We start from the raw sequence: 17,108 nt of genomic DNA, 5'->3' as shown, positions 1-17,108 counted from the left end.
CGGTAGGGAGGGCGGGGCTCGAACCCGCGACCCAGGGATTATGAGTCCCCTGCTCTGACCGGCTGAGCTACCTCCCCGGGTCCGACCACCCTAGTGGAGCGGCCCGCGTCGAAGGGCGACCCGTGACGCGGCTGGGTACGTTGGCGGGATGCGCCTCCCGATCCCCGACCCCCGCGACGTCGCCGCTCTCGCTGCTCGAGGGCCCGCCCTCGCCGAGGGCCTGCTGACAGCACTCCCGCGCGCGCTGGCGCTGCTCGACGCGGCCGAGGCGCTCGTGGCCCGCGCTGCGCTGCTCGTCGAGGAGATCGACCAGACGCGGCAGGCCGCCGACGAGGTCGTCGAGCGCACCAACGAGACCGTCGAGGCGGCGAATGCCGTGATCGTGCGGACCGCGGGCACCGTCGCCAGCGTGGAGCCGACGCTGGACCGCGCGGAGAAGCTGATCGACCGTTTCGCCCCGGCGCTCGAGAAGCTCTACCCGACGCTCGACCGGCTCGCGGAGACGACGGACCCGAAGGAGGTCGACGCGCTGGTCAAGCTGGTCGACCAGCTGCCCCACCTCGTGGAGCGCCTGGATGCCGACATCCTGCCGATGCTGGCGAACCTGCAGACGGTCGCGCCCGACATCCACGACATGCTCGACGTGACCCGCGAGCTGAACCTGATGCTCGCGAAGCTTCCCGGCATGGGTCGCATCAAGAAGCGCGTCGACGAGCAGCAGGCGGTCGAGGGCGCCTGAATCTGTCCGATTCTCGCCCGCGAGGGCCCGTTCTCGGTTCATGATGCTGCTCATGCGTCGTTTCCTTGCTCCGTTCGCTCTCGTCGCCGTGCTCTCGCTGACCGCCTGCGGAGGCGGCGACAGCGAGACCGAGTCCGATGAGAGTGCCCCCTCCGACACCGGCCAGCCGGCCAGCACCGGCGACGTGTCGCCCTGCGACCTGACGACCGAGGAGACGGTCGCCGAGGTCTTCGGCGGCACCGTCGAGAGCGCCGCCGAGGGCGAGGCCCGCAACTGCGAGTACACGCTCTCGGGTGCGTCGGTGATGCTCGTCGAGGTCTACTACTTCGGCACCGCCGACGACTGGGACGCGCTGAAGGCCGGCTACGAGGCCAACCGCGGCCCGCTCACGCCGGTCGACCTGGGTGACGAGGCGTTCTACCCGGGTGACCTGCTGCAGAACGAGCACGTCGTCCTGGCGGGCGACACGGTCTTCGCGGTCGGCGTCGGCGACTTCACGACCGAGATCTCGCCGGGCATCGCCGAGCTGGCCGGCATCATCGCGGGCGAGGTCGACTGACCCGACGTCTCACGTCCGCCGGTGGGGGCGGGGTGGTGGGGATGTGTAGGTGTGCTGGGTGGGGGTGGTCCACGTGACCTCGCCGCCAGATCCGGCGTGGACGTGCCAGCCGGGGAGTTCTTTGACGAGGTTGGAGAGTCGGCACAGTCCTTGGCCGTTGGCTTGCGTGGTGGGTCCGCCGTTGCGGTGGGGTCGGATGTGGTCGATCTCGCGGATCCGGCACGAACAGCCGGGTTGGCGGCACTGATGGTGGTCGCGGGTGCGGATCCAGGAGGCCAGCGTGCCGGTGAAGCAGCGTCGGCGGGTGTCCAGACCGGCGAGGGAGCCGGTGGGCTCGGTGAACAGGCGGCGGAACCAGGCCTGCCCTGCGCTGTCGACGAGCTCAGCAGCCAGGTGCGGCGTGATGGGCCCGTGGCCGGTGAGGTCCGCGGCGCACGGGACGCCGGTGAGGGCTTCGATGGGCAGCACGATGGACAGGTCGATGTCGGGTCCGGCGACGGTCTCGACGCCGGTGACCCGCTCGAACAGGGTGTTGACCATGATCTGGCCACGATCGCGGTCGTCGCCGCGGGCGCGGAGTCGGTCGGCATGGGCCTGCAGGCTCTGACGGATGCCGACGAGCTGTTCGGCGGGCCCGTGGACGATGAGCGTGCCGACCCCGTCGGGTGAGGGCCAGTACGACACGAACTGCTCGGCGCGGGCCCTGCGCTCGCGTTCGGCGGCGGCCTCGACGTCATGACTGACGACCAGCTCGCGCACCAGGTCGGCCGCCTGCGCCGGCGTCAAACCGGCGAGGGCTCCCTCGAGGGCGGCGTCGATGAGGGTGATGGTGGCCGGGTCGAGGGTGCGCACGACCCGCACGATCGCCCGCACCACCGGCTCGGACACCACCCCTTCACCGAACGCGGTGCGCAGGATCGGCATCGGCCGCAGGCCCATCGCGAGCTCCAGCAGGTTGCGTCCCGCCGTGGGCGACTGACCCCGGGCCATCGCGGTCTCGGCCGCCACGGTCAACGCCAGGTCACGATCACCCGCATGCGTGGCCAGACGCAGCTCGTAGAAGTCGGCGACCTGCTCGACCAGACGCGCCTGCGCGACCCGGATCAACCGCTCCAACGCCACGATCGCATCGACATGCTTGGCGCCCATCACGTCGATCGGATCCACCACGCAAAAGTCCGCACCCGCCACAGCAGCAAGCACGCCCTCAGGTGCCAGGTCCTCGAACATGAGACCAGCCAACCCGCCCCCACCGACAGCGGCCCACGACGCCGACGGGGCCTGTGGGTAACCCGCCTCAGGCTCCGGCGTCGATCCTCTGGCGCAGGGCCTCGTGCAGCACGATCGAGCCGGTCACGGCGACGTTCAGCGAGCTGGCGGTGCCGACGACCGGCAGCGCGACGGTCGTCTCGCAGGCATCCCGCCACGCGGTCGACATGCCGCGGGTCTCGTTGCCGAGCACGATGACGGTGCGGCGCACGAGGTCGAGCTCGCGCAGCTCCCGCTCCCCGGTCTCGTCGGTGCCGACGTACTGCCACGTGCCCGGCTCGAGCCACTCCTGCACCTGCTCCGGACCCTCGGCCCGCAGCACGGGCACCGCGAGGAGCGAGCCGGTCGAGGCGCGCACGGCCTGCGGGTCGTAGGGGTCGGCGGCGTGCCCCGTCACCACGAGGGCCGCTCCCCCGAACGCGTCGATCGAGCGCGCCAGCATCCCGAGGTTGCGGGGCTGCGTCGCTCGGTCGATCACGACGATCGGACCGGCGTCCCGAGGCAGCCGTGCCGGATCGTCGGCCGGGATCTCACCCACCCCGACGAGCTCGGTGACGTCGGCCTTCTCCCCCAGCTCGTCCAGCATCTCGCCGGGCATCAGGACCCGTCTGGCGCTGCTGGACTGCCAGGTCTCGAGCGCCCAGTCGCTGACCTGCCGGTCGGACGGCCCGAGCAGCGCCCGTATCGGCCAGCTGCGCTCAATCGCGATGCTCAGCGGACGCACGCCCTGGATCAGGAACGCCTGCTGCCTGTGCCGCTTGGTGCGGTTGGCGACCAGCGCCTGCAGCTGCTGGAACTCCGCGTTCCGGGTGTGCAGGACCTCGTCCGGCTGCTCGAGCTGCTGCATGCGGCCTGTCTACCAGAGGGGCGCGGAGGTGGCGTCACCGTTCAAGCGCGACGGTCGGTGAGGATCTGCTGGAGGGCTTCGTTGCGCTCTGCGAGGAGCCGCGTCATGTAGTGGGTCAGGACCAGCGTCTCGACTGTGCGTCCGAGCAGACCGAGCGGAGCTGCGAACTCGACGACGTCGGTCATGCGAGTCGCGTCGCCGTCCTGCTCGAAGCGGTGCTCGTGCCACCACCGCTTGAACGGACCCTTCGTCTGCTCGTCGACGAACCGGTGGGGTGCCTGGTGCTCGGTGATGGTCGACGTCATCGTGAACGGAAGCCCGAAGTGTCGGGCTCTCCAGGTGACGCTCTCGCCCAGCGCCATCGCACCAGTCGTGACTCCGGCGACCGCCCGCTCTCCGTAGCGAGACATCGACCCGGTGTGGGCATCCACCGAGAGGCTCAGCTCGAAGCACTCCGCCGGGGTTGCTGGCAGCAGTGTCTCGAGAACGATCTTCGGCACGCACCGACGGTAGCGCGACGCGGCCACACGCGCGCGAGCCACTGGGCGCAAAAAAGCCCGGCTCCGCAGGGAGACCGGGCACTCTTGCTCCCCCATCTGGACTCGAACCAGAAACCCTTCGATTAACAGTCGAATGCTCTGCCAATTGAGCTATGGGGGATCGGCTCCCTCAGCGGGAGCACGGTGCACCACCTTAGCAAGCCCCTGCCGGAGTTGTCGCATCGCCTGGGCCTCTCGATCACGGACCTGCGACTCGGTCAGTCCGAGGAGCCGCGCGACCTCGTGGCGAGGGCGCGAGCGGCCCGCCGGCTCATCCAGTCCGAAGCGGAGCCGGAGCACCTCCGGCACCTCGGCGAGCGGGAGATCCGCAGACTTCACGTCGGACGACGATGCGGCCGCGAGGTCGTCCGGGAGCGGGTCCGTCACCACCGGCACGGCCGAGCGCATCGCGTCGCCGATCCACCACCAGGCATAGGTGCGGAGGCGGGCTCCGCCTTCGGGATCGAACCGGTCCACCGCGCGGATCAGGCCGAGGCAGCCGGACTGCACCGCGTCGTCGAACGCGTCACCGCGGAACCCCAGCATCCGCGCGCGCTGCACGACGTGGCGGAGCCCGGAGCGGATCAGGGCGGCACGGGCCTCCGCGTCACCGGCGCGGGCTCGACGAGCGAGGTCCCTCTCCGTGTCGGCGTCGATCTCGGGCTCGGCCAGCACGCTGCGGACCCACGGAGTCGTCATGCACCCACCGTGGTTCGGTGCGGACCACCACGGGGGCCTCGATCACGCGCCTGTGGAGGGAACCGGCGCCAGGCTCACCTGGGGACGACGCCGCCGACGGCCTTCTCGCGCAGCTCGCGGTGCTGCTGCTCCAGGGCGATCAGCTCGCCGAACATCCGGTTGTACGCGTCGGCCTCGTCGATGGGGTTGGTGCGCTGCAGCCGCGACTTCAGGTCGGAGACGAGACGCCCCACCGTGAGGACCTGGAGGCGGAAGATGCTCGACGACACGACCTGGACCGTGGTGCTCTCCTGGGCGAGCAGCGGCTCGACCGCGGCCCGCGAGAGCACCGGGCGCAGCGCCTCCGGCAGCAGCTCCGAGACGCGCGGGATCCAGGTGGGGTCGGGCTTCTCCGGCCAGCCGTGACCCTTCAGAGCGGTGAAGATCTCCCGGGAGACCGGGTGCGTGAAGTCGTCCTCGTCGAGGTCGACCGCGAACTCGTGGGCCAGGTGCGGGTACTGCGCCAGGGCCTTGAGCGCCTCGCGCTCGTCGGCGAACTGCGGGGCCCCGAACGACGGACCCGTCGCGACGGGCGCTGCCTCGCCGGCCGGGGCATCCTGCGGGGCAGAGCTCCGCGAGGGAGCGGCGGGCTTGCCCTTGTTCTTCTGGTGCTCCGCGCGGACCTGCTCGACCTCCACGCCGATGCGGCCGGCGACCTCGCGCAGAAACGCGTCGACCTTGGAGGCGTCGCGGATCGCGCTCGCGAGCTGCACCGCGTCGCGCACCGCGTCGACACGCTGGTCGCCGCGGTCGAGGTCGTACTGCTTGAGGGTGTTGTCGAGCACGAACCGGTAGAGCGGGATGCGCGACGCGATGAGCTCACGCACCGCGGCGTCGCCGTCGGCCATGCGCAGGTCGCACGGATCCATGCCGCGCGGCTCGACGGCCACGTAGGTCTGGCCGACGAACTCCTCGTCGCCCTCGAACGACTTCACGGCGGCCCGCTGACCGGCCTCGTCGCCGTCGAAGGTGAACACGACCTCGCCCCGGAAGGCGTCGTGGTCGAGCATCAGGCGACGCAGGATGCGGGCGTGACCCTCGCCGAACGCCGTGCCACACGTGGCGATGGCCGTCGTGACGCCGGCCTGGTGGCACGCCATGACGTCGGTGTACCCCTCGACCACGACGGCCTGGCTGGCACCCGAGATCTGACGGCGCGCCAGGTCGATGCCGTAGAGCACCTGCGTCTTCTTGTAGAGCGGCGTCTCGGAGGTGTTGACGTACTTGCCGGCCATGAAGTCGTCGTCGTAGAGCTTGCGGGCACCGAAGCCGATGATCTCGCCCGTCATCTCCTTGATGGGCCACAGCAGACGACCCTGGAAGACGTCGAACGTGCCGCTGTTGGTGCGGCGGGCGAGACCCCCGACGACGAGCTCCTCGTCGGTGAACCCCTTGTTCTTGAGGTGGCCGGTGAGGCTCTGGCGGTCCTTCGGCGCGTAGCCGAGCGTGAAGTGCTCGGCCGCCGACTGGTCGAAGCCGCGGTCCTTGATGAACTGGCGGGCGACCTGCGCCTCGGCCGCGGAGCCGAGCTGGGCGGCGTAGAACTCCCCCGCCGCCGCATGGGCCTCGAGGAGGCGCTGCCGCTGACGCGGGTCGCGCCGGGGACCGGACGGTCGGCCGTCCTCCTCGTAGCGCAGCTGGATGCCGAACTTCGTGGCGAGCCGCTCGACCGCCTCGGCGAACGGCAGGCCCTCGATCTCCATGAGGAACTTGATCGAGTCGCCGCCCGCTCCGCAGCCGAAGCAGTGGTAGAAGCCCTGAGCCGGCCGGACGTTGAACGACGGCGACTTCTCGTCGTGGAACGGGCACAGCCCCTTCCGAGCGCCGCCGCCGGCGCTCTTGAGCGTCACGTACGACTCGACGACCTCGTCGATGCGGGCACGTTCGCGGACGAGCTGGATGTCCTCGTCCTTGATCCGCGGCATGCGCGCATTCTACGGCGCGATGACCAGCTCGGTGATCAGGTCGTGGTCGAGCCCGAACCGTTGGTGGAGCGTCGCGGTGCCGCCTGGGAAGTTGCCGTCGATGCGCACCTGCACCACGACGTGACCGGCGTCGTCGACCTGGTGGCCGAGCCGGGTCGTCGTGTACTCGAAGGTCGTGGAGGACTCCTCGATCCACGCGCGGATCTGGTCGGTGCCGACGTGGGTGCCGCCGTCGTCGGCCACGCGTGCCGCGGGGGTGAACGCCGCGACGGCACCGTCGACGTCCTTCGCATCGCGGGCGTCGAGGTAGGAGGTGACGACGGCGGGCAGCGTCTGGAGATCGGTCATGCTTCGACGGTAGGGCCGACGTCGGACAGTTCAGAGGCCGAGGCGGGCGACCCAGATCGGTGCGGAGACGTCCGTCAGGCACGCGACCTGGTCGACCGCGACCCGCAGGCGGGCGGCGTCGTCAGCGGCGAGGGCGAAGTCGGCCGCGAGGTCCGTGTCGAGATCACGGCCCTCGCGTTCGAGCAGCGCGGCGACCAGGGCTGTCAGCAGGTCACGCTGCTCGGCGAGGTTTGCCGTGCGGTCGTCGGCCAGCATCACGTGGTGGGCGGCGATCGACTTCAGGATCGTGATCTCGTCCAGGGTCGCGACGGGCACCTCGAGGTCGGCGTCGAAGCGCACGAGAGGACCGTCACCCCACCGCTCGGTCGTCGCGCTCTGCGCCGCCGTGGCGAAGCGGCCGATCAGGGCACTCGTGAGGCTCTTGATCGCGGCGAGCGATCGCCGCGTGCCGTCGAAGCGGACGGTCGGCCACTCCGGCAGCGCCTGGAGCCGGTCGAGCGCCGCACCGAGCCTGGCGTCGTCGGCCTCGGGGAGGTACCAGTCACGCGCGACGGCACAGACCTGCGTGAGCTGGAGGTCGTCGGTCAGGTCGAACCAGCCGCCGACCACGCCGTCCTCGACGTCGTGCACCGAGTAGGCGATGTCGTCGGACAGGTCCATGACCTGCGCCTCGAGCGGCCGCACGAAGGGGGCCGCGTCGGCGCGGATCCAGGTGTAGATCGGCAGGTCGTCCTCGTAGACACCGAACTTCGGGCCGCCGTTCGGGGCCTCACCACGGCTCCACGGGTACTTGATGCAGGCCGCCAACGTGCCCCGGGTGAGGTTGAGGCCGACGCTGGCGCCGTCGGGGCCGAAGGTCTTGGCCTCCAGCCGGGTCAGCAGCCGCAGGGTCTGGGCATTGCCCTCGAACCCGCCGCAGTCGGCCGCGAGGGCGTCGAGGGCGACCTCGCCGTTGTGGCCGAACGGCGGGTGGCCCAGGTCGTGGGCCAGGGCTGCGGAGTCGACGATGTCGGGATCGCAGCCGAGCGAGGCACCGAGCTCGCGGGCGACCTGCGCGACCTCCTGGGAGTGCGTGAGGCGGTTGCGGACGAAGTCGTCGAAGCCGGCGCCGAGGACCTGGGTCTTGGCCGAGAGCCGGCGCAGGGCGGCGGAGTGCACGATGCGTCCGCGGTCGCGCTCGAACGGGGTGCGACCGGCCCGCTTCGGCGGCTCGGGCACGAACCGCGCTCGCGCCTCCGTGCCGTAGCTCGTCACGCCAGCACCGTAGCGGACCGCTCGCGAGAGACATTGTTCGTGGTCACGAGCGACTTTGTTCGTGGACAGGAGGAGAGAACTCTCTCCTCTGTACAGACAATCTCACTCGCGAGGGGTAACAAAGTCTCTCGCGAGGGGTACTAGAAGCGGCCGTTGCGGGGACGGGGCTGGCAGCGGGGGCACCAGTACGACGAGCGGTTCATGAAGGGGCTGCGGCGCATCGCGGTGCCGCAGCGTCCGCACGGCTCGCCCTCGCGACCGTAGGCGTTGAGCGAGCGGTCGAAGTAGCCGCTCGCGCCGTTGACGTTCACGTAGAGCGCGTCGAAGGACGTGCCGCCCTGCTCCAGCGCCTCGGCCATGACCTCGGTGACGTGGTGCAGCAGCGTGTCGACCTCGGCGCGGCGCAGCGTGCGGGTGTTGCGCGCGTAGTGCAGCGGCACGCGCCACAGCGCCTCGTCGGCGTAGATGTTGCCGACACCGGAGATCAGACTCTGGTCGAGGAGCGCCCGCTTGACCCCCGTCTCACGACGCTTGAGGCGCGACGCGAACTCGGCCGGGTCGAACAGCGGGTCGAGCGGGTCGCGGGCGATGTGCGCGACCTCGGCAGGCAGCTCGGCGCCGTCCTCGCTGAGCGCGAGACCGCCGAAGATGCGCTGGTCGACGAACCGCAGCTGCGTGCCGTCCTCCAGGTCGAGCGTGACCTTGAGGTGCTTCTGCAGCGGCGCGTCGGGCTCGCTCACGAGCATCTGTCCGCTCATGCCGAGGTGGGCCAGGAGCGCGTCGCCGTCGTCGAGCGGCAGCCACAGGTACTTGCCGCGGCGCCGGGCGTCGACGACCGTGCGTCCGGTCAGCCGCAGCGCGAAGTCCTCCGGCCCGGCGACGTGGCGTCGCAACGAGCGGACGTCGAGCACGCCCACGGAGGTGACGCGCCGACCCACGACGTGGTCGACGAGGCCGCGGCGGACGACCTCGACCTCGGGGAGCTCAGGCACTCGCGGCGCGGCCTGCGGTCAACGACTCCCACGCGATCTGGGCGACCTGCTGCTCGGCCTCCTTCTTGGAGGTGCCGGCACCCCCGTCGAAGACCTGCTCGCCCACCTGGACCGCGGCGGAGAACACGCGGGCGTGGTCGGGACCCTTGCTCTCGACGAGGTAGCGCGGCACGCCGAGCCCCTGGTCGGCCGTGACCTCCTGCAAGGAGGTCTTCCAGTCGAGCGCCGCGCCCAGGCGGGCCGCATCGGCGATGACCGGGTCGAAGATCAGGTGGACCACGGCGGAGGCCCGCTCGATGCCGAACTGCACGTAGATCGCGCCGATCAGCGCCTCGACGGTGTCGGAGAGGATCGAGGCCTTGTCGCGGCCACCCGTGGTCTCCTCGCCCCGGCCGAGGCGGACGTGCTCTCCGACCCCGAGCGTGCGCGCCACGACCGCGAGGGCCTTGGCGCTGACCACCGCGGAGCGCAGCTTCGCGAGCTGCCCCTCCGGGAGGTCGGGATGGGTGTGGAACAACGTGTCGGTGACGACGAGCCCCAGCACCGAGTCGCCGAGGAACTCCAGGCGCTCGTTGTTGGGGATCTGGCCGTTCTCGTACGCGAACGACCGGTGCGTCAGGGCATGCGTCAGGAGTCCCGGATCGAGATCCGGGACTCCGAGGACGGCACGCAGCTCATCAGCACCGGGCTGGTGCGCGCCGGAATCCTGCACGACGGGTCGGTCGGGCTCAGTCGCTCAGAGGACCTGGCGACGCTCGCCGCGCGCGCCGTACTGGCCGCACTGGCCGCACGCACGGTGCGGGATGACCTTGCTGTCGCACGCGGGGTTGGCGCAGTCGACGACCTGCACCTTCGTGGCCTTCCAGGCCGAACGACGGTGACGGGTGTTGCTGCGCGACATCTTCCGCTTCGGGACGGCCACGATTACTCCTTGGGGGGTTCGATCAGCTGGGTGAGGGCCGACCATCTCGGGTCGACCGGCTCTCCGTGCGTGTGGTCTGGATCGTCCGCGAGCCGGGCCCCGCACTCGGGGCACAGTCCCGGACACTCCGGATCACACAACGGGTGGTGCGGCAGTGCGAACACCGTCGCGTCACGCAGTGATGGTTCGAGGTCGAGCAGGTCTCCCTCGAGCCACTGGGACTCCTCGGCCTCCTCCTCGTCGGAGGGTCGGTCGAAGAGGTACAGCTCCTGGACCTCGAGGTCGATCTCGTCCTCGACATCCGTCAGGCACCGCACACACTCGCCGACTGCCGTCACCGTGGTGGTCCCTGTTGCCAGGATCCCGTCCACCAACGTCTCGAGCCGCAGCTCCAGCTCCATCGGTGAACCCTCGGGGACGCCATAGACGTCGTAGCCCCACTGCGCCGGCACCCTGACGGACAGATGGTACGAGCGTTCGTTTCCAGGTCGCCGCCCCAGCTCGTGGGTGTCGATGACCAACGGTCCCGTCTGCACGCTCATCCATTCGTCGAAAGTGCACAACACATGACCTGCGTACAGGCCAGCGTCGATCATAGCCTGCGGACCGCCCCGGGCGGTAATCGAGGGACCCCGTCCTCGGCAGTCCTGTCGGCGCCCACCCCCATGATGGGGGCATGACCGCAGGCCTCACCGAGGGCACCGTGCTGCACGCCGACCTCGACGCGTTCTTCGCGTCCGTCGAGCAGCGCGACGACCCCTCCTTGCGGGGCCGTCCGGTCATCGTCGGCGGGGGCGTCGTCGTCGCGGCCTCCTACGAGGCCAAGCGCCGCGGCGTGCGCACGCCGTCGAACATCCGCACCGCCCTCCGGGCGTGTCCGGAGGCCGTCGTCGTGCCACCGCGGTTCGAGGCGTACTCGGCAGCGAGCAGGGCCGTGTTCGAGGTCTTCGCCGACACCACTCCCCTGGTCGAGGCGCTCTCGATCGACGAGGCGTTCCTCGAGGTCGGGGGCCTACGCCGCATCCGGGGCAGGCCGTCGCAGATCGCGGCCCAGCTGCGCACCGACGTGGCCGAGCGCGTCGGCCTGCCCATCTCGGTCGGGGTGGCCCGCACCAAGTACCTCGCCAAGATCGCCAGCGCCTCGGCGAAGCCAGACGGCCTGCTGGTCGTGCACCTCGAGCACGAGCAGCAGTTCCTGCACGCGCTGCCCGTCGAGCGGCTCTGGGGCGTCGGAGACGTCACCGCGGCCAAGCTGCACCAGCACCACGTCCGCACCGTCGGCCAGATCGCCGCGATGGAGCTCCGCGAGGCCACGGCCCTTCTCGGCAACGCGACCGGTCGCCACCTCTGGGCGCTCGCGCAGGGTCACGACCCCCGACGGGTCGAGACGGGGCACCGCCGCGGCTCGATGGGCGCCCAGCACGCGCTCGGCTCCCGGCCACGGCCCGCCAGCGAGGTCGAGGCCATCCTGCTGAGCCTCGTCGACCGCGTCACCAGCCGCATGCGCAAGGTCGACCGCACCGGCAGCGTCGTCACGGTCAGCCTGCGGTTCGGCGACTTCGGACGATCCACGGCCTCCCACACCATGGCGCGGCCCACCTCGCACACGGCCACGATCCTCGAGGTCGCCCGCACCCTGCTGCGCCAGCGGTGGTCGGAGGCCGAGCGTCGCGGGCTCACCCTCATCGGCGTCTCGGTCGGGCAGGTCGACGACGCTCCCCCGCAGCTCGCGCTGCCGCTCGACGCCACGTCGGGCACCGAGCTCGACACCGCGATCGACCAGGTGCGCGCCAAGTTCGGGCGCACGTCGGTCAAGCGCGCCGTGCACGTGGGCGACTCCGAGCGCGCGCCGCAGCCGATCCTCCCGGACTAGGCGGGGCTCGGCGGCGAGACGTGACTAGTGGCCGAACTTCCGGTCGAGCGCGTTCAGCACCACCGGGGGCACCAGGTCGGCGACGTCGCCGCCGTGGCGCGCCACCTCCTTGACCAGGCTGGAGGCGATGAACATGTAGTCCGGCGCGGTCGGGATGAAGACCGTGTCGACCCCCGTGAGGTTGCCGTTCATCTGCGCCATCTGCAGCTCGTAGTCGAAGTCGGAGACGGCCCGCAGACCCTTGACGATCGCAGCGACGTCGTTCTGGGCGCAGTAGTCGACCAGCAGGCCGGCGTAGGAGTCGACCGTGACGTTGGGCCGCTCACGCAGCGAACGACGGATCAGGTCGATGCGCTCCTCGGTGTCGAAGAGGCCCTTCTTGGACTCGTTGACGAGCACCACCACCACGACCTCGTCGAAGAGGTACGAGGCCCTCGTGATGATGTCGAGGTGACCGTTGGTCACCGGATCGAACGAACCTGGGCACACCACGCGCGTCATCGCTGCACCGCCATGTCAGCGACCGTACCAAAGCGTCGTCTCGCCGTAGGCGCGCTCGGCCCACGGCTCCACCCCGTCCGGCCAGGTGAACGGGTCCCGGGTCGACCGCTCGACCACGACCAGCCCGTCAGGCAGGCACCACGCAGGCGTGGCCAGCTCGGCGACGAGGCTGCTCACCTCCGCCGTCGGCACGTCGTACGGCGGGTCCAGGAGCACCAGGTCGTAGGGCTGCAGCGGCGGCGTTCGCACGAACCTCTGCGCCGTCGCCGCGTGCACCTGGGCACTCGTGATGCCGAGCTCGTCGAGGTTGCCGCGCATCGTGCGCACGGCGTGACGGTCCGGGTCGACCAGGTCGGCGTGCACGGCTCCCCGGGAGATCGCCTCGATGCCGAGGGCACCCGAGCCGGCATAGAGGTCCAGCACCCGCAGGCCGTCCAGGCCGCTGAACGCCGAGACGAGCGTCGCGAACATCGACTCCCGCACACGGTCGGAGGTCGGGCGCGTCGCGTCGCCGGGCGGGGTGCGCAGTCGGCGGCCCTTGAAGGTGCCGGCGACGACCCGGGTCACGTGCGCTCCAGGTAGTCGGCGCTGTCGGTCTCCTCGAGGGCCGCCACGGCGGCGGCCAGGGCCGGCACTCCGACGAGATCGGGATCGGACTCGACCACGGCCGTCGCGGCCACGCGCGCCGCGGCGATGACGTCCTCGTCCCGCACGACCGACAGCAGTCGCAGGCTCGACCGGAACCCGGACTGCCGCGTGCCCAGCACGTCGCCCTCGCTGCGCATCGCGACGTCGAGCTGCGAGAGCTCGAAGCCGTCCGTCGTCGACGCGACGGCCCGGAGGCGCTCGGCGGCCGGGGAGTCGGCGTCGGCGCCGGTCACGAGCAGGCACAGACCCGTCTCGCTCCCTCGACCGACGCGCCCCCGCAGCTGGTGGAGCTGGGAGATCCCGAAGCGCTCGGCGTCCATCACGACCATGACCGTGGCGTTGGGCACGTCCACGCCGACCTCGACGACGGTGGTCGCGACCAGCACGTCGATGCTGCCGTCGGCGAAGGCCGACATCGTGCGGTCCTTGTCGTCGGCCGTCATCCGACCGTGCAGCACCCCGAGGCGCAGGTCGTGCAGGGCGCCGCCGCGGAGCTCCTCGTGCAGCTCGACCAGCGACCGGGTCGGTGAGTCGGACTCGGCGGACTCGTCGCCGATGCGGGAGACGACGACGTACGCCTGGCGGCCGCGGCCGACCTCCTCGCGCACGCGCTCCCAGGCGCGCTCGAGCCACGCCGGCCGGTCCGCGACGGGCACCACGTTGGTCTGGATCGGCTGCCGGCCCGCGGGCAGCTCGCTGAGCACCGAGACGTCGAGGTCGCCGAACACCGTCATCGCGACGGTGCGCGGGATCGGCGTGGCCGTCATGACGAGCACGTGCGGCCTGGTCTCGTAGCGGTCGACGAGGGCGGCCCGCTGCTCCACGCCGAAGCGGTGCTGCTCGTCGACCACCACCAGGCCGAGGTCGGCGAACTGCACCGTGTCCTCGAGCAGCGCATGCGTGCCGACGACGATGCCGGCCGCGCCCGTCACGAGGTCGAGCATCGTCTCCTGACGTGCTCGCGACCCCATCGAGCCGGTCAGCAGTCGGACCCGGGTGGCGCCCTCGGCGCCGCCGAGCATGCCGGAGCGTGCCAGGTCGCCGAGCATGCGGCTGATCGAGCGGTGGTGCTGGGCGGCGAGCACCTCGGTCGGGGCGAGGAGTGCCGCCTGCCCCCCGGCGTCGACGACCTGCAGCATCCCGAGCAGCGCCACGACGGTCTTGCCCGATCCCACCTCGCCCTGGAGAAGACGGTGCATGGGGTGCGACGAGGCCAGCTCGGCGCCCACGGTCTCGGCGATGTCCTGCTGGCCCTGCGTCAGCGCGAACGGCAGCTGCTCGACGAAGCGGTCGTGCAGTCCGCCTTCGCGCGGAGGTCGGGCCGTCGCGGTGGAGGCAGCGGCGCGGTGCCGGCGCTGCGCCAGCACGGTCTGCATCACGAACGCCTCCTCGAAGCGGAAGCGGGCCTTGGCCGCCATGCCCTCGGCCACTGAGTGCGGACGGTGCACGGCCTCGAGCGACGCGGCGACGTCCTCGTAGTGGCGCTCACGCCGCACGCCCTCCGGCAGCGGGTCGGGAAGGTCCGTCACGGCGTCGAGGGCGAGCGCGACGCACTTCTCGATGAACACCGAGCCGGCCGCAGCGCTGGCCGGGTAGATCGGCACGACCCCGCGCGCGAGCCGGTCGCCGATCGGGTCGTGCTGCGGATGCGTCAGCTGGAGCTTCCCCCGAAAGCTGCCGACCACGCCGGAGAACAGGCCCACGTCCCCGGCCTTGATCCCGTAGACCCGCGTGAAGAAGGTCAGCGTGATCTCACCGGTCTGGTCCGTCACGAGGACCTCGGTGCGGGTGCGGCGACCTCCCGGTCCGAACGGGAACTGCTTGAGGGCCCTGACCTCGGCCATGATCGTCACGTGCTGGTCGACCTCGAGGCTGCTCAGCGGGGTCAGCTGGCCGATCTCGAGGTAGCGGCGCGGGTAGTGACGCAGGAGGTCGCCGACGGTCTCCATCCCGAAGGCCTTCGTCAGCGGCTTGGCGGACTTGTCGCCGATGACCGGGCCGAGCTTGCTGTCGAGGGTGATCGCCACGCTCACTCCACCGCGATGAACAAGGGGTAGTGCTCCTGGCCGCCGGGGTAGACGTGGACGTCCACGTCGGGTCGACCACGGCCGATGTGCTCCTGCAGGCGGGCGCCCAGGTCCTCCTCGGCCTCGTGCCCGCACACGATCGTGACGAGCTCGGACGACGGGGTCAGGAGGCGCTCCACCACCTGGGCCGCGACCTCGAGCGGGCTCTCGCCCACGAACGCGAAGTCGCCCGAGACGACGCCCAGCACGTCGCCGGCCCGGCAGGGTCCGGCCATCGTGATGCCGGGCTCGGTGGCGACCGTGATGGCGCCGTGGGCCGTGCTGCCGGCCGCGCTCGACATCGCCACGACGTCGTCGTCGAAGTCGATGCCGGGGTCGTGCACCGCGAGCGCGGCGAGGCCCTGCACCTGCGCGTGCGTGGGGATGACCGCCACCCGCCGGCCGGCCTCACGGGCCGACTTCGCCGCGGCGTCGAACAGACCTACGTACCGGTAGTTGTTGGGCAGCACCACGACCTCGTCGGCGTCGACCGTGGTGAGGGCCGAGGCCACGACGTCGTGCGACAACGGCGCCGTGCGCGAGAACGGCATCGTCACGGCACCGCTCTCGTCGCAGAGCGCCGTGATGCCGTCGCCGGTCGTGGCCACGATGACGACGCGGCGGTGGCGCTGCGGTCGCCGCTGGGTCGCGATCTGGTCGGCGAAGTGGGTCACCGCGATCCGCCGGGGGCGGCCCGCGGCGAGGCCGGCCTCGATCGCGGCTCCGACGTCGTCGACGTGCACGTGCACGTTCCAGAGGCCCTCGCCGCCGACCACGACGAGCGAGTCGCCGAGGGCGGCCAGGGCCGTGCGGAGCTCGGGGATCGCGTCGTCGTCGCCGTCGAGCAGGTACATCACCTCGTAGGCCGGGCCGTCCTCGGAGAGGTCGATGCCGGCCTCGACCGGGATCGGGACGATGGCCTTGGTCTGGGGTGCGGAACGGCCGGTCAGCGCCTGCTCGGTCGTGTCGAGCACGACCACCAGCACCCGGCCGCCGGCGTCGACCACGCCGGCGCGGGCCAGGAGCTCCATCTGGTCAGGGGTCCGGGCGAGACCCTCCCGAGCGGCGGCAGCGGCGGCACTGAAGGCGTCGCGGGCCGAGCGACCGGCGTCGGCAGCCTCCCTCGCACCCTGGCTCGCGGCTGCGGCGACCGAGAGGATGGTGCCCTCCTGCGGATCGCCGACGGCCTCGTAGGCCGCCTTCGTGGCGCGCTCGAACGCGACCGCCACCTGCTCGGCGCTGACCTCACCGTCGATCGGCAGGCCGGAGAGGCTGCCCCGCACGAGCTGCGACATGATCACGCCGGAATTGCCCCGGGCCTGCGTGAGCAAGCCGTCGCGATACGCCTTCACCAGCGTGAGGAGATCGGCGTCGGGACCCAGCTCGGCGACCGCCTCGGCGCCCGCGGCGAACGTGACGAAGGCGTTGGTCCCGGTGTCGGAGTCCGGCACGGGGAAGACGTTGAGGGCGTCGATCTCGGCCCGGGCCGCGGCCAGCGCGTCGGCACACAGCCGCGTCCAGCGCACGAAGGGCGCCGGCCCCAGACGCAGACTCATGGCGCCGAGGGTATCCGTCTGCAGGACCGATTAGCACTGCGCACCGCCGTTCGGCTATTCTTGAGCGGTTGCCTGCTGGACGTCTTTCGGCGTGGCACCCACTTTCAGAGTTTTGTCGAGATTCGTTCAGGAGTGATCACCGTGGCAGCGGTCTGTGACGTGTGCAGCAAGGGACCCGGCTTCGGTCACAACGTCTCCCACTCGCACCGACGCACCAAGCGTCGTTTCAACCCCAACATCCAGCGCGTCCGCGCGCTCGTGGACGGCACGCCCAAGCGCGTGAACGTCTGCACCTCGTGCCTGAAGGCCGGCAAGGTCTCTCGCTGAAAAAG

The 17,108-nt window shown here is 71.1% G+C and carries 19 protein-coding genes and 2 tRNA genes; 4 read left to right on the top strand and 17 right to left on the bottom strand.

The genetic code is table 11. The features are described from left to right. Positions 1-3: 3 nt before the first annotated feature. Positions 4-77 (bottom strand) — tRNA-Met (locus tag LO931_RS09620). Between the two features lie 71 nt (positions 78-148). Here LO931_RS09620 and LO931_RS09615 point away from each other — a divergent pair. Together LO931_RS09615 and LO931_RS09610 are read left to right on the top strand one after the other, a co-directional pair. Beyond that, positions 149-739, top strand: coding sequence for a phasin family protein (locus LO931_RS09615; RefSeq protein ID WP_229053375.1), 591 nt, complete (start codon positions 149-151; stop codon positions 737-739). A 52-nt stretch (positions 740-791) separates the two neighbouring features. Beyond that, positions 792-1,298 carry a hypothetical protein gene (locus LO931_RS09610; RefSeq protein WP_229053374.1) on the top strand — a complete coding sequence of 169 codons (507 nt, stop codon included), beginning with the start codon at positions 792-794 and terminating at the stop codon, positions 1,296-1,298. Positions 1,299-1,307: 9 nt separating this feature from the next. On the opposite strand, the gene LO931_RS09605 is transcribed toward LO931_RS09610, so the two are convergent. The 12 genes from LO931_RS09605 to LO931_RS09550 form a co-directional block, all read right to left on the bottom strand. Next, the gene (locus LO931_RS09605; RefSeq protein ID WP_229053373.1) at positions 1,308-2,528 is read right to left on the bottom strand and encodes an HNH endonuclease; all 1,221 of its coding nucleotides are present in this window, start codon (positions 2,526-2,528) and stop codon (positions 1,308-1,310) included. A 67-nt stretch (positions 2,529-2,595) separates the two neighbouring features. Beyond that, positions 2,596-3,414: a TrmH family RNA methyltransferase gene (locus LO931_RS09600; RefSeq protein ID WP_229053372.1), complete on the bottom strand. Its 819-nt coding sequence runs from the start codon at positions 3,412-3,414 to the stop codon at positions 2,596-2,598. A gap of 41 nt (positions 3,415-3,455) precedes the next feature. Continuing rightward, positions 3,456-3,914 (bottom strand): SRPBCC family protein, encoded by a 459-nt coding sequence (locus tag LO931_RS09595; protein ID WP_229053371.1) that lies wholly within the window; start codon positions 3,912-3,914, stop codon positions 3,456-3,458. An 87-nt stretch (positions 3,915-4,001) separates the two neighbouring features. Next, positions 4,002-4,074 (bottom strand) — tRNA-Asn (locus tag LO931_RS09590). Then, positions 4,065-4,652 carry a sigma-70 family RNA polymerase sigma factor gene (locus LO931_RS09585; RefSeq protein ID WP_229053370.1) on the bottom strand — a complete coding sequence of 196 codons (588 nt, stop codon included), beginning with the start codon at positions 4,650-4,652 and terminating at the stop codon, positions 4,065-4,067. The genes LO931_RS09590 and LO931_RS09585 overlap by 10 nt, the downstream gene beginning before the upstream one ends. Before the next feature lie 74 nt (positions 4,653-4,726). Then, positions 4,727-6,616 carry a DNA primase gene (dnaG, locus tag LO931_RS09580; RefSeq protein ID WP_229053369.1) on the bottom strand — a complete coding sequence of 630 codons (1,890 nt, stop codon included), beginning with the start codon at positions 6,614-6,616 and terminating at the stop codon, positions 4,727-4,729. A 9-nt stretch (positions 6,617-6,625) separates the two neighbouring features. Next, the gene (locus tag LO931_RS09575; protein ID WP_229053368.1) at positions 6,626-6,964 is read right to left on the bottom strand and encodes a nuclear transport factor 2 family protein; all 339 of its coding nucleotides are present in this window, start codon (positions 6,962-6,964) and stop codon (positions 6,626-6,628) included. 30 nt (positions 6,965-6,994) lie between these two features. After that, a complete protein-coding gene (locus tag LO931_RS09570; RefSeq protein ID WP_229053367.1) occupies positions 6,995-8,218 on the bottom strand; it encodes a deoxyguanosinetriphosphate triphosphohydrolase in 1,224 nt (407 codons plus the stop codon). Between the two features lie 140 nt (positions 8,219-8,358). After that, positions 8,359-9,210, bottom strand: a complete 852-nt coding sequence (gene mutM / locus LO931_RS09565) for a bifunctional DNA-formamidopyrimidine glycosylase/DNA-(apurinic or apyrimidinic site) lyase (protein WP_229053366.1) — start codon at positions 9,208-9,210, stop codon at positions 8,359-8,361. Then, the gene (gene rnc, locus LO931_RS09560; protein ID WP_255657853.1) at positions 9,203-9,922 is read right to left on the bottom strand and encodes a ribonuclease III; all 720 of its coding nucleotides are present in this window, start codon (positions 9,920-9,922) and stop codon (positions 9,203-9,205) included. The genes mutM and rnc overlap by 8 nt, the downstream gene beginning before the upstream one ends. Before the next feature lie 24 nt (positions 9,923-9,946). Continuing rightward, positions 9,947-10,132 carry a 50S ribosomal protein L32 gene (gene rpmF / locus LO931_RS09555; protein ID WP_229053365.1) on the bottom strand — a complete coding sequence of 62 codons (186 nt, stop codon included), beginning with the start codon at positions 10,130-10,132 and terminating at the stop codon, positions 9,947-9,949. A gap of 2 nt (positions 10,133-10,134) precedes the next feature. Beyond that, positions 10,135-10,674, bottom strand: a complete 540-nt coding sequence (locus LO931_RS09550; RefSeq protein ID WP_229053364.1) for a DUF177 domain-containing protein — start codon at positions 10,672-10,674, stop codon at positions 10,135-10,137. Between the two features lie 134 nt (positions 10,675-10,808). Between LO931_RS09550 and dinB the strand changes: the two genes are divergently transcribed. Beyond that, entirely contained in the window at positions 10,809-12,005 is a 1,197-nt protein-coding gene (gene dinB, locus LO931_RS09545; RefSeq protein ID WP_229053363.1) for a DNA polymerase IV, read from the top strand. A gap of 24 nt (positions 12,006-12,029) precedes the next feature. On the opposite strand, the gene coaD is transcribed toward dinB, so the two are convergent. Genes coaD through LO931_RS09525 form a run of 4 tightly spaced genes read right to left on the bottom strand, consistent with a single transcriptional unit; the run spans position 12,030 to position 16,776 of the window. Further along, positions 12,030-12,506, bottom strand: a complete 477-nt coding sequence (gene coaD, locus LO931_RS09540) for a pantetheine-phosphate adenylyltransferase (RefSeq protein ID WP_229053362.1) — start codon at positions 12,504-12,506, stop codon at positions 12,030-12,032. A gap of 15 nt (positions 12,507-12,521) precedes the next feature. Further along, positions 12,522-13,073: a 16S rRNA (guanine(966)-N(2))-methyltransferase RsmD gene (rsmD, locus tag LO931_RS09535; RefSeq protein ID WP_229053361.1), complete on the bottom strand. Its 552-nt coding sequence runs from the start codon at positions 13,071-13,073 to the stop codon at positions 12,522-12,524. Next, a complete protein-coding gene (locus tag LO931_RS09530; protein WP_370636098.1) occupies positions 13,070-15,187 on the bottom strand; it encodes an ATP-dependent DNA helicase RecG in 2,118 nt (705 codons plus the stop codon). Before LO931_RS09530 ends, rsmD begins: the two co-directional genes overlap by 4 nt. After that, positions 15,184-16,776 (bottom strand): DAK2 domain-containing protein, encoded by a 1,593-nt coding sequence (locus tag LO931_RS09525; RefSeq protein ID WP_229053359.1) that lies wholly within the window; start codon positions 16,774-16,776, stop codon positions 15,184-15,186. The genes LO931_RS09530 and LO931_RS09525 overlap by 4 nt, the downstream gene beginning before the upstream one ends. Positions 16,777-16,917: 141 nt before the next feature. Between LO931_RS09525 and rpmB the strand changes: the two genes are divergently transcribed. Next, positions 16,918-17,103 carry a 50S ribosomal protein L28 gene (rpmB, locus tag LO931_RS09520; RefSeq protein WP_229053358.1) on the top strand — a complete coding sequence of 62 codons (186 nt, stop codon included), beginning with the start codon at positions 16,918-16,920 and terminating at the stop codon, positions 17,101-17,103. The last annotated feature ends 5 nt before the right edge of the window (positions 17,104-17,108 follow it).

Source organism: Aeromicrobium sp. Leaf350 (assembly GCF_916858655.1).
Classification (GTDB): domain Bacteria; phylum Actinomycetota; class Actinomycetes; order Propionibacteriales; family Nocardioidaceae; genus Aeromicrobium.
This window is presented reverse-complemented; position numbering and strand designations above follow the sequence as displayed.

Excerpts from the sequence above, each read along its gene's own strand:
- LO931_RS09615 (WP_229053375.1), top strand. The coding sequence starts at position 149 with ATGCGCCTCCCGATCCCCGACCCCCGCGACGTCGCCGCTCTCGCTGCT.
- LO931_RS09610 (WP_229053374.1), top strand. The coding sequence starts at position 792 with ATGCGTCGTTTCCTTGCTCCGTTCGCTCTCGTCGCCGTGCTCTCGCTG.
- LO931_RS09605 (WP_229053373.1), bottom strand. The coding sequence starts at position 2,528 with ATGTTCGAGGACCTGGCACCTGAGGGCGTGCTTGCTGCTGTGGCGGGT.
- LO931_RS09600 (WP_229053372.1), bottom strand. The coding sequence starts at position 3,414 with ATGCAGCAGCTCGAGCAGCCGGACGAGGTCCTGCACACCCGGAACGCG.
- LO931_RS09585 (WP_229053370.1), bottom strand. The coding sequence starts at position 4,652 with ATGACGACTCCGTGGGTCCGCAGCGTGCTGGCCGAGCCCGAGATCGAC.
- dnaG (WP_229053369.1), bottom strand. The coding sequence starts at position 6,616 with ATGCCGCGGATCAAGGACGAGGACATCCAGCTCGTCCGCGAACGTGCC.
- LO931_RS09575 (WP_229053368.1), bottom strand. The coding sequence starts at position 6,964 with ATGACCGATCTCCAGACGCTGCCCGCCGTCGTCACCTCCTACCTCGAC.
- LO931_RS09550 (WP_229053364.1), bottom strand. The coding sequence starts at position 10,674 with ATGAGCGTGCAGACGGGACCGTTGGTCATCGACACCCACGAGCTGGGG.
- dinB (WP_229053363.1), top strand. The coding sequence starts at position 10,809 with ATGACCGCAGGCCTCACCGAGGGCACCGTGCTGCACGCCGACCTCGAC.
- coaD (WP_229053362.1), bottom strand. The coding sequence starts at position 12,506 with ATGACGCGCGTGGTGTGCCCAGGTTCGTTCGATCCGGTGACCAACGGT.
- LO931_RS09525 (WP_229053359.1), bottom strand. The coding sequence starts at position 16,776 with ATGAGTCTGCGTCTGGGGCCGGCGCCCTTCGTGCGCTGGACGCGGCTG.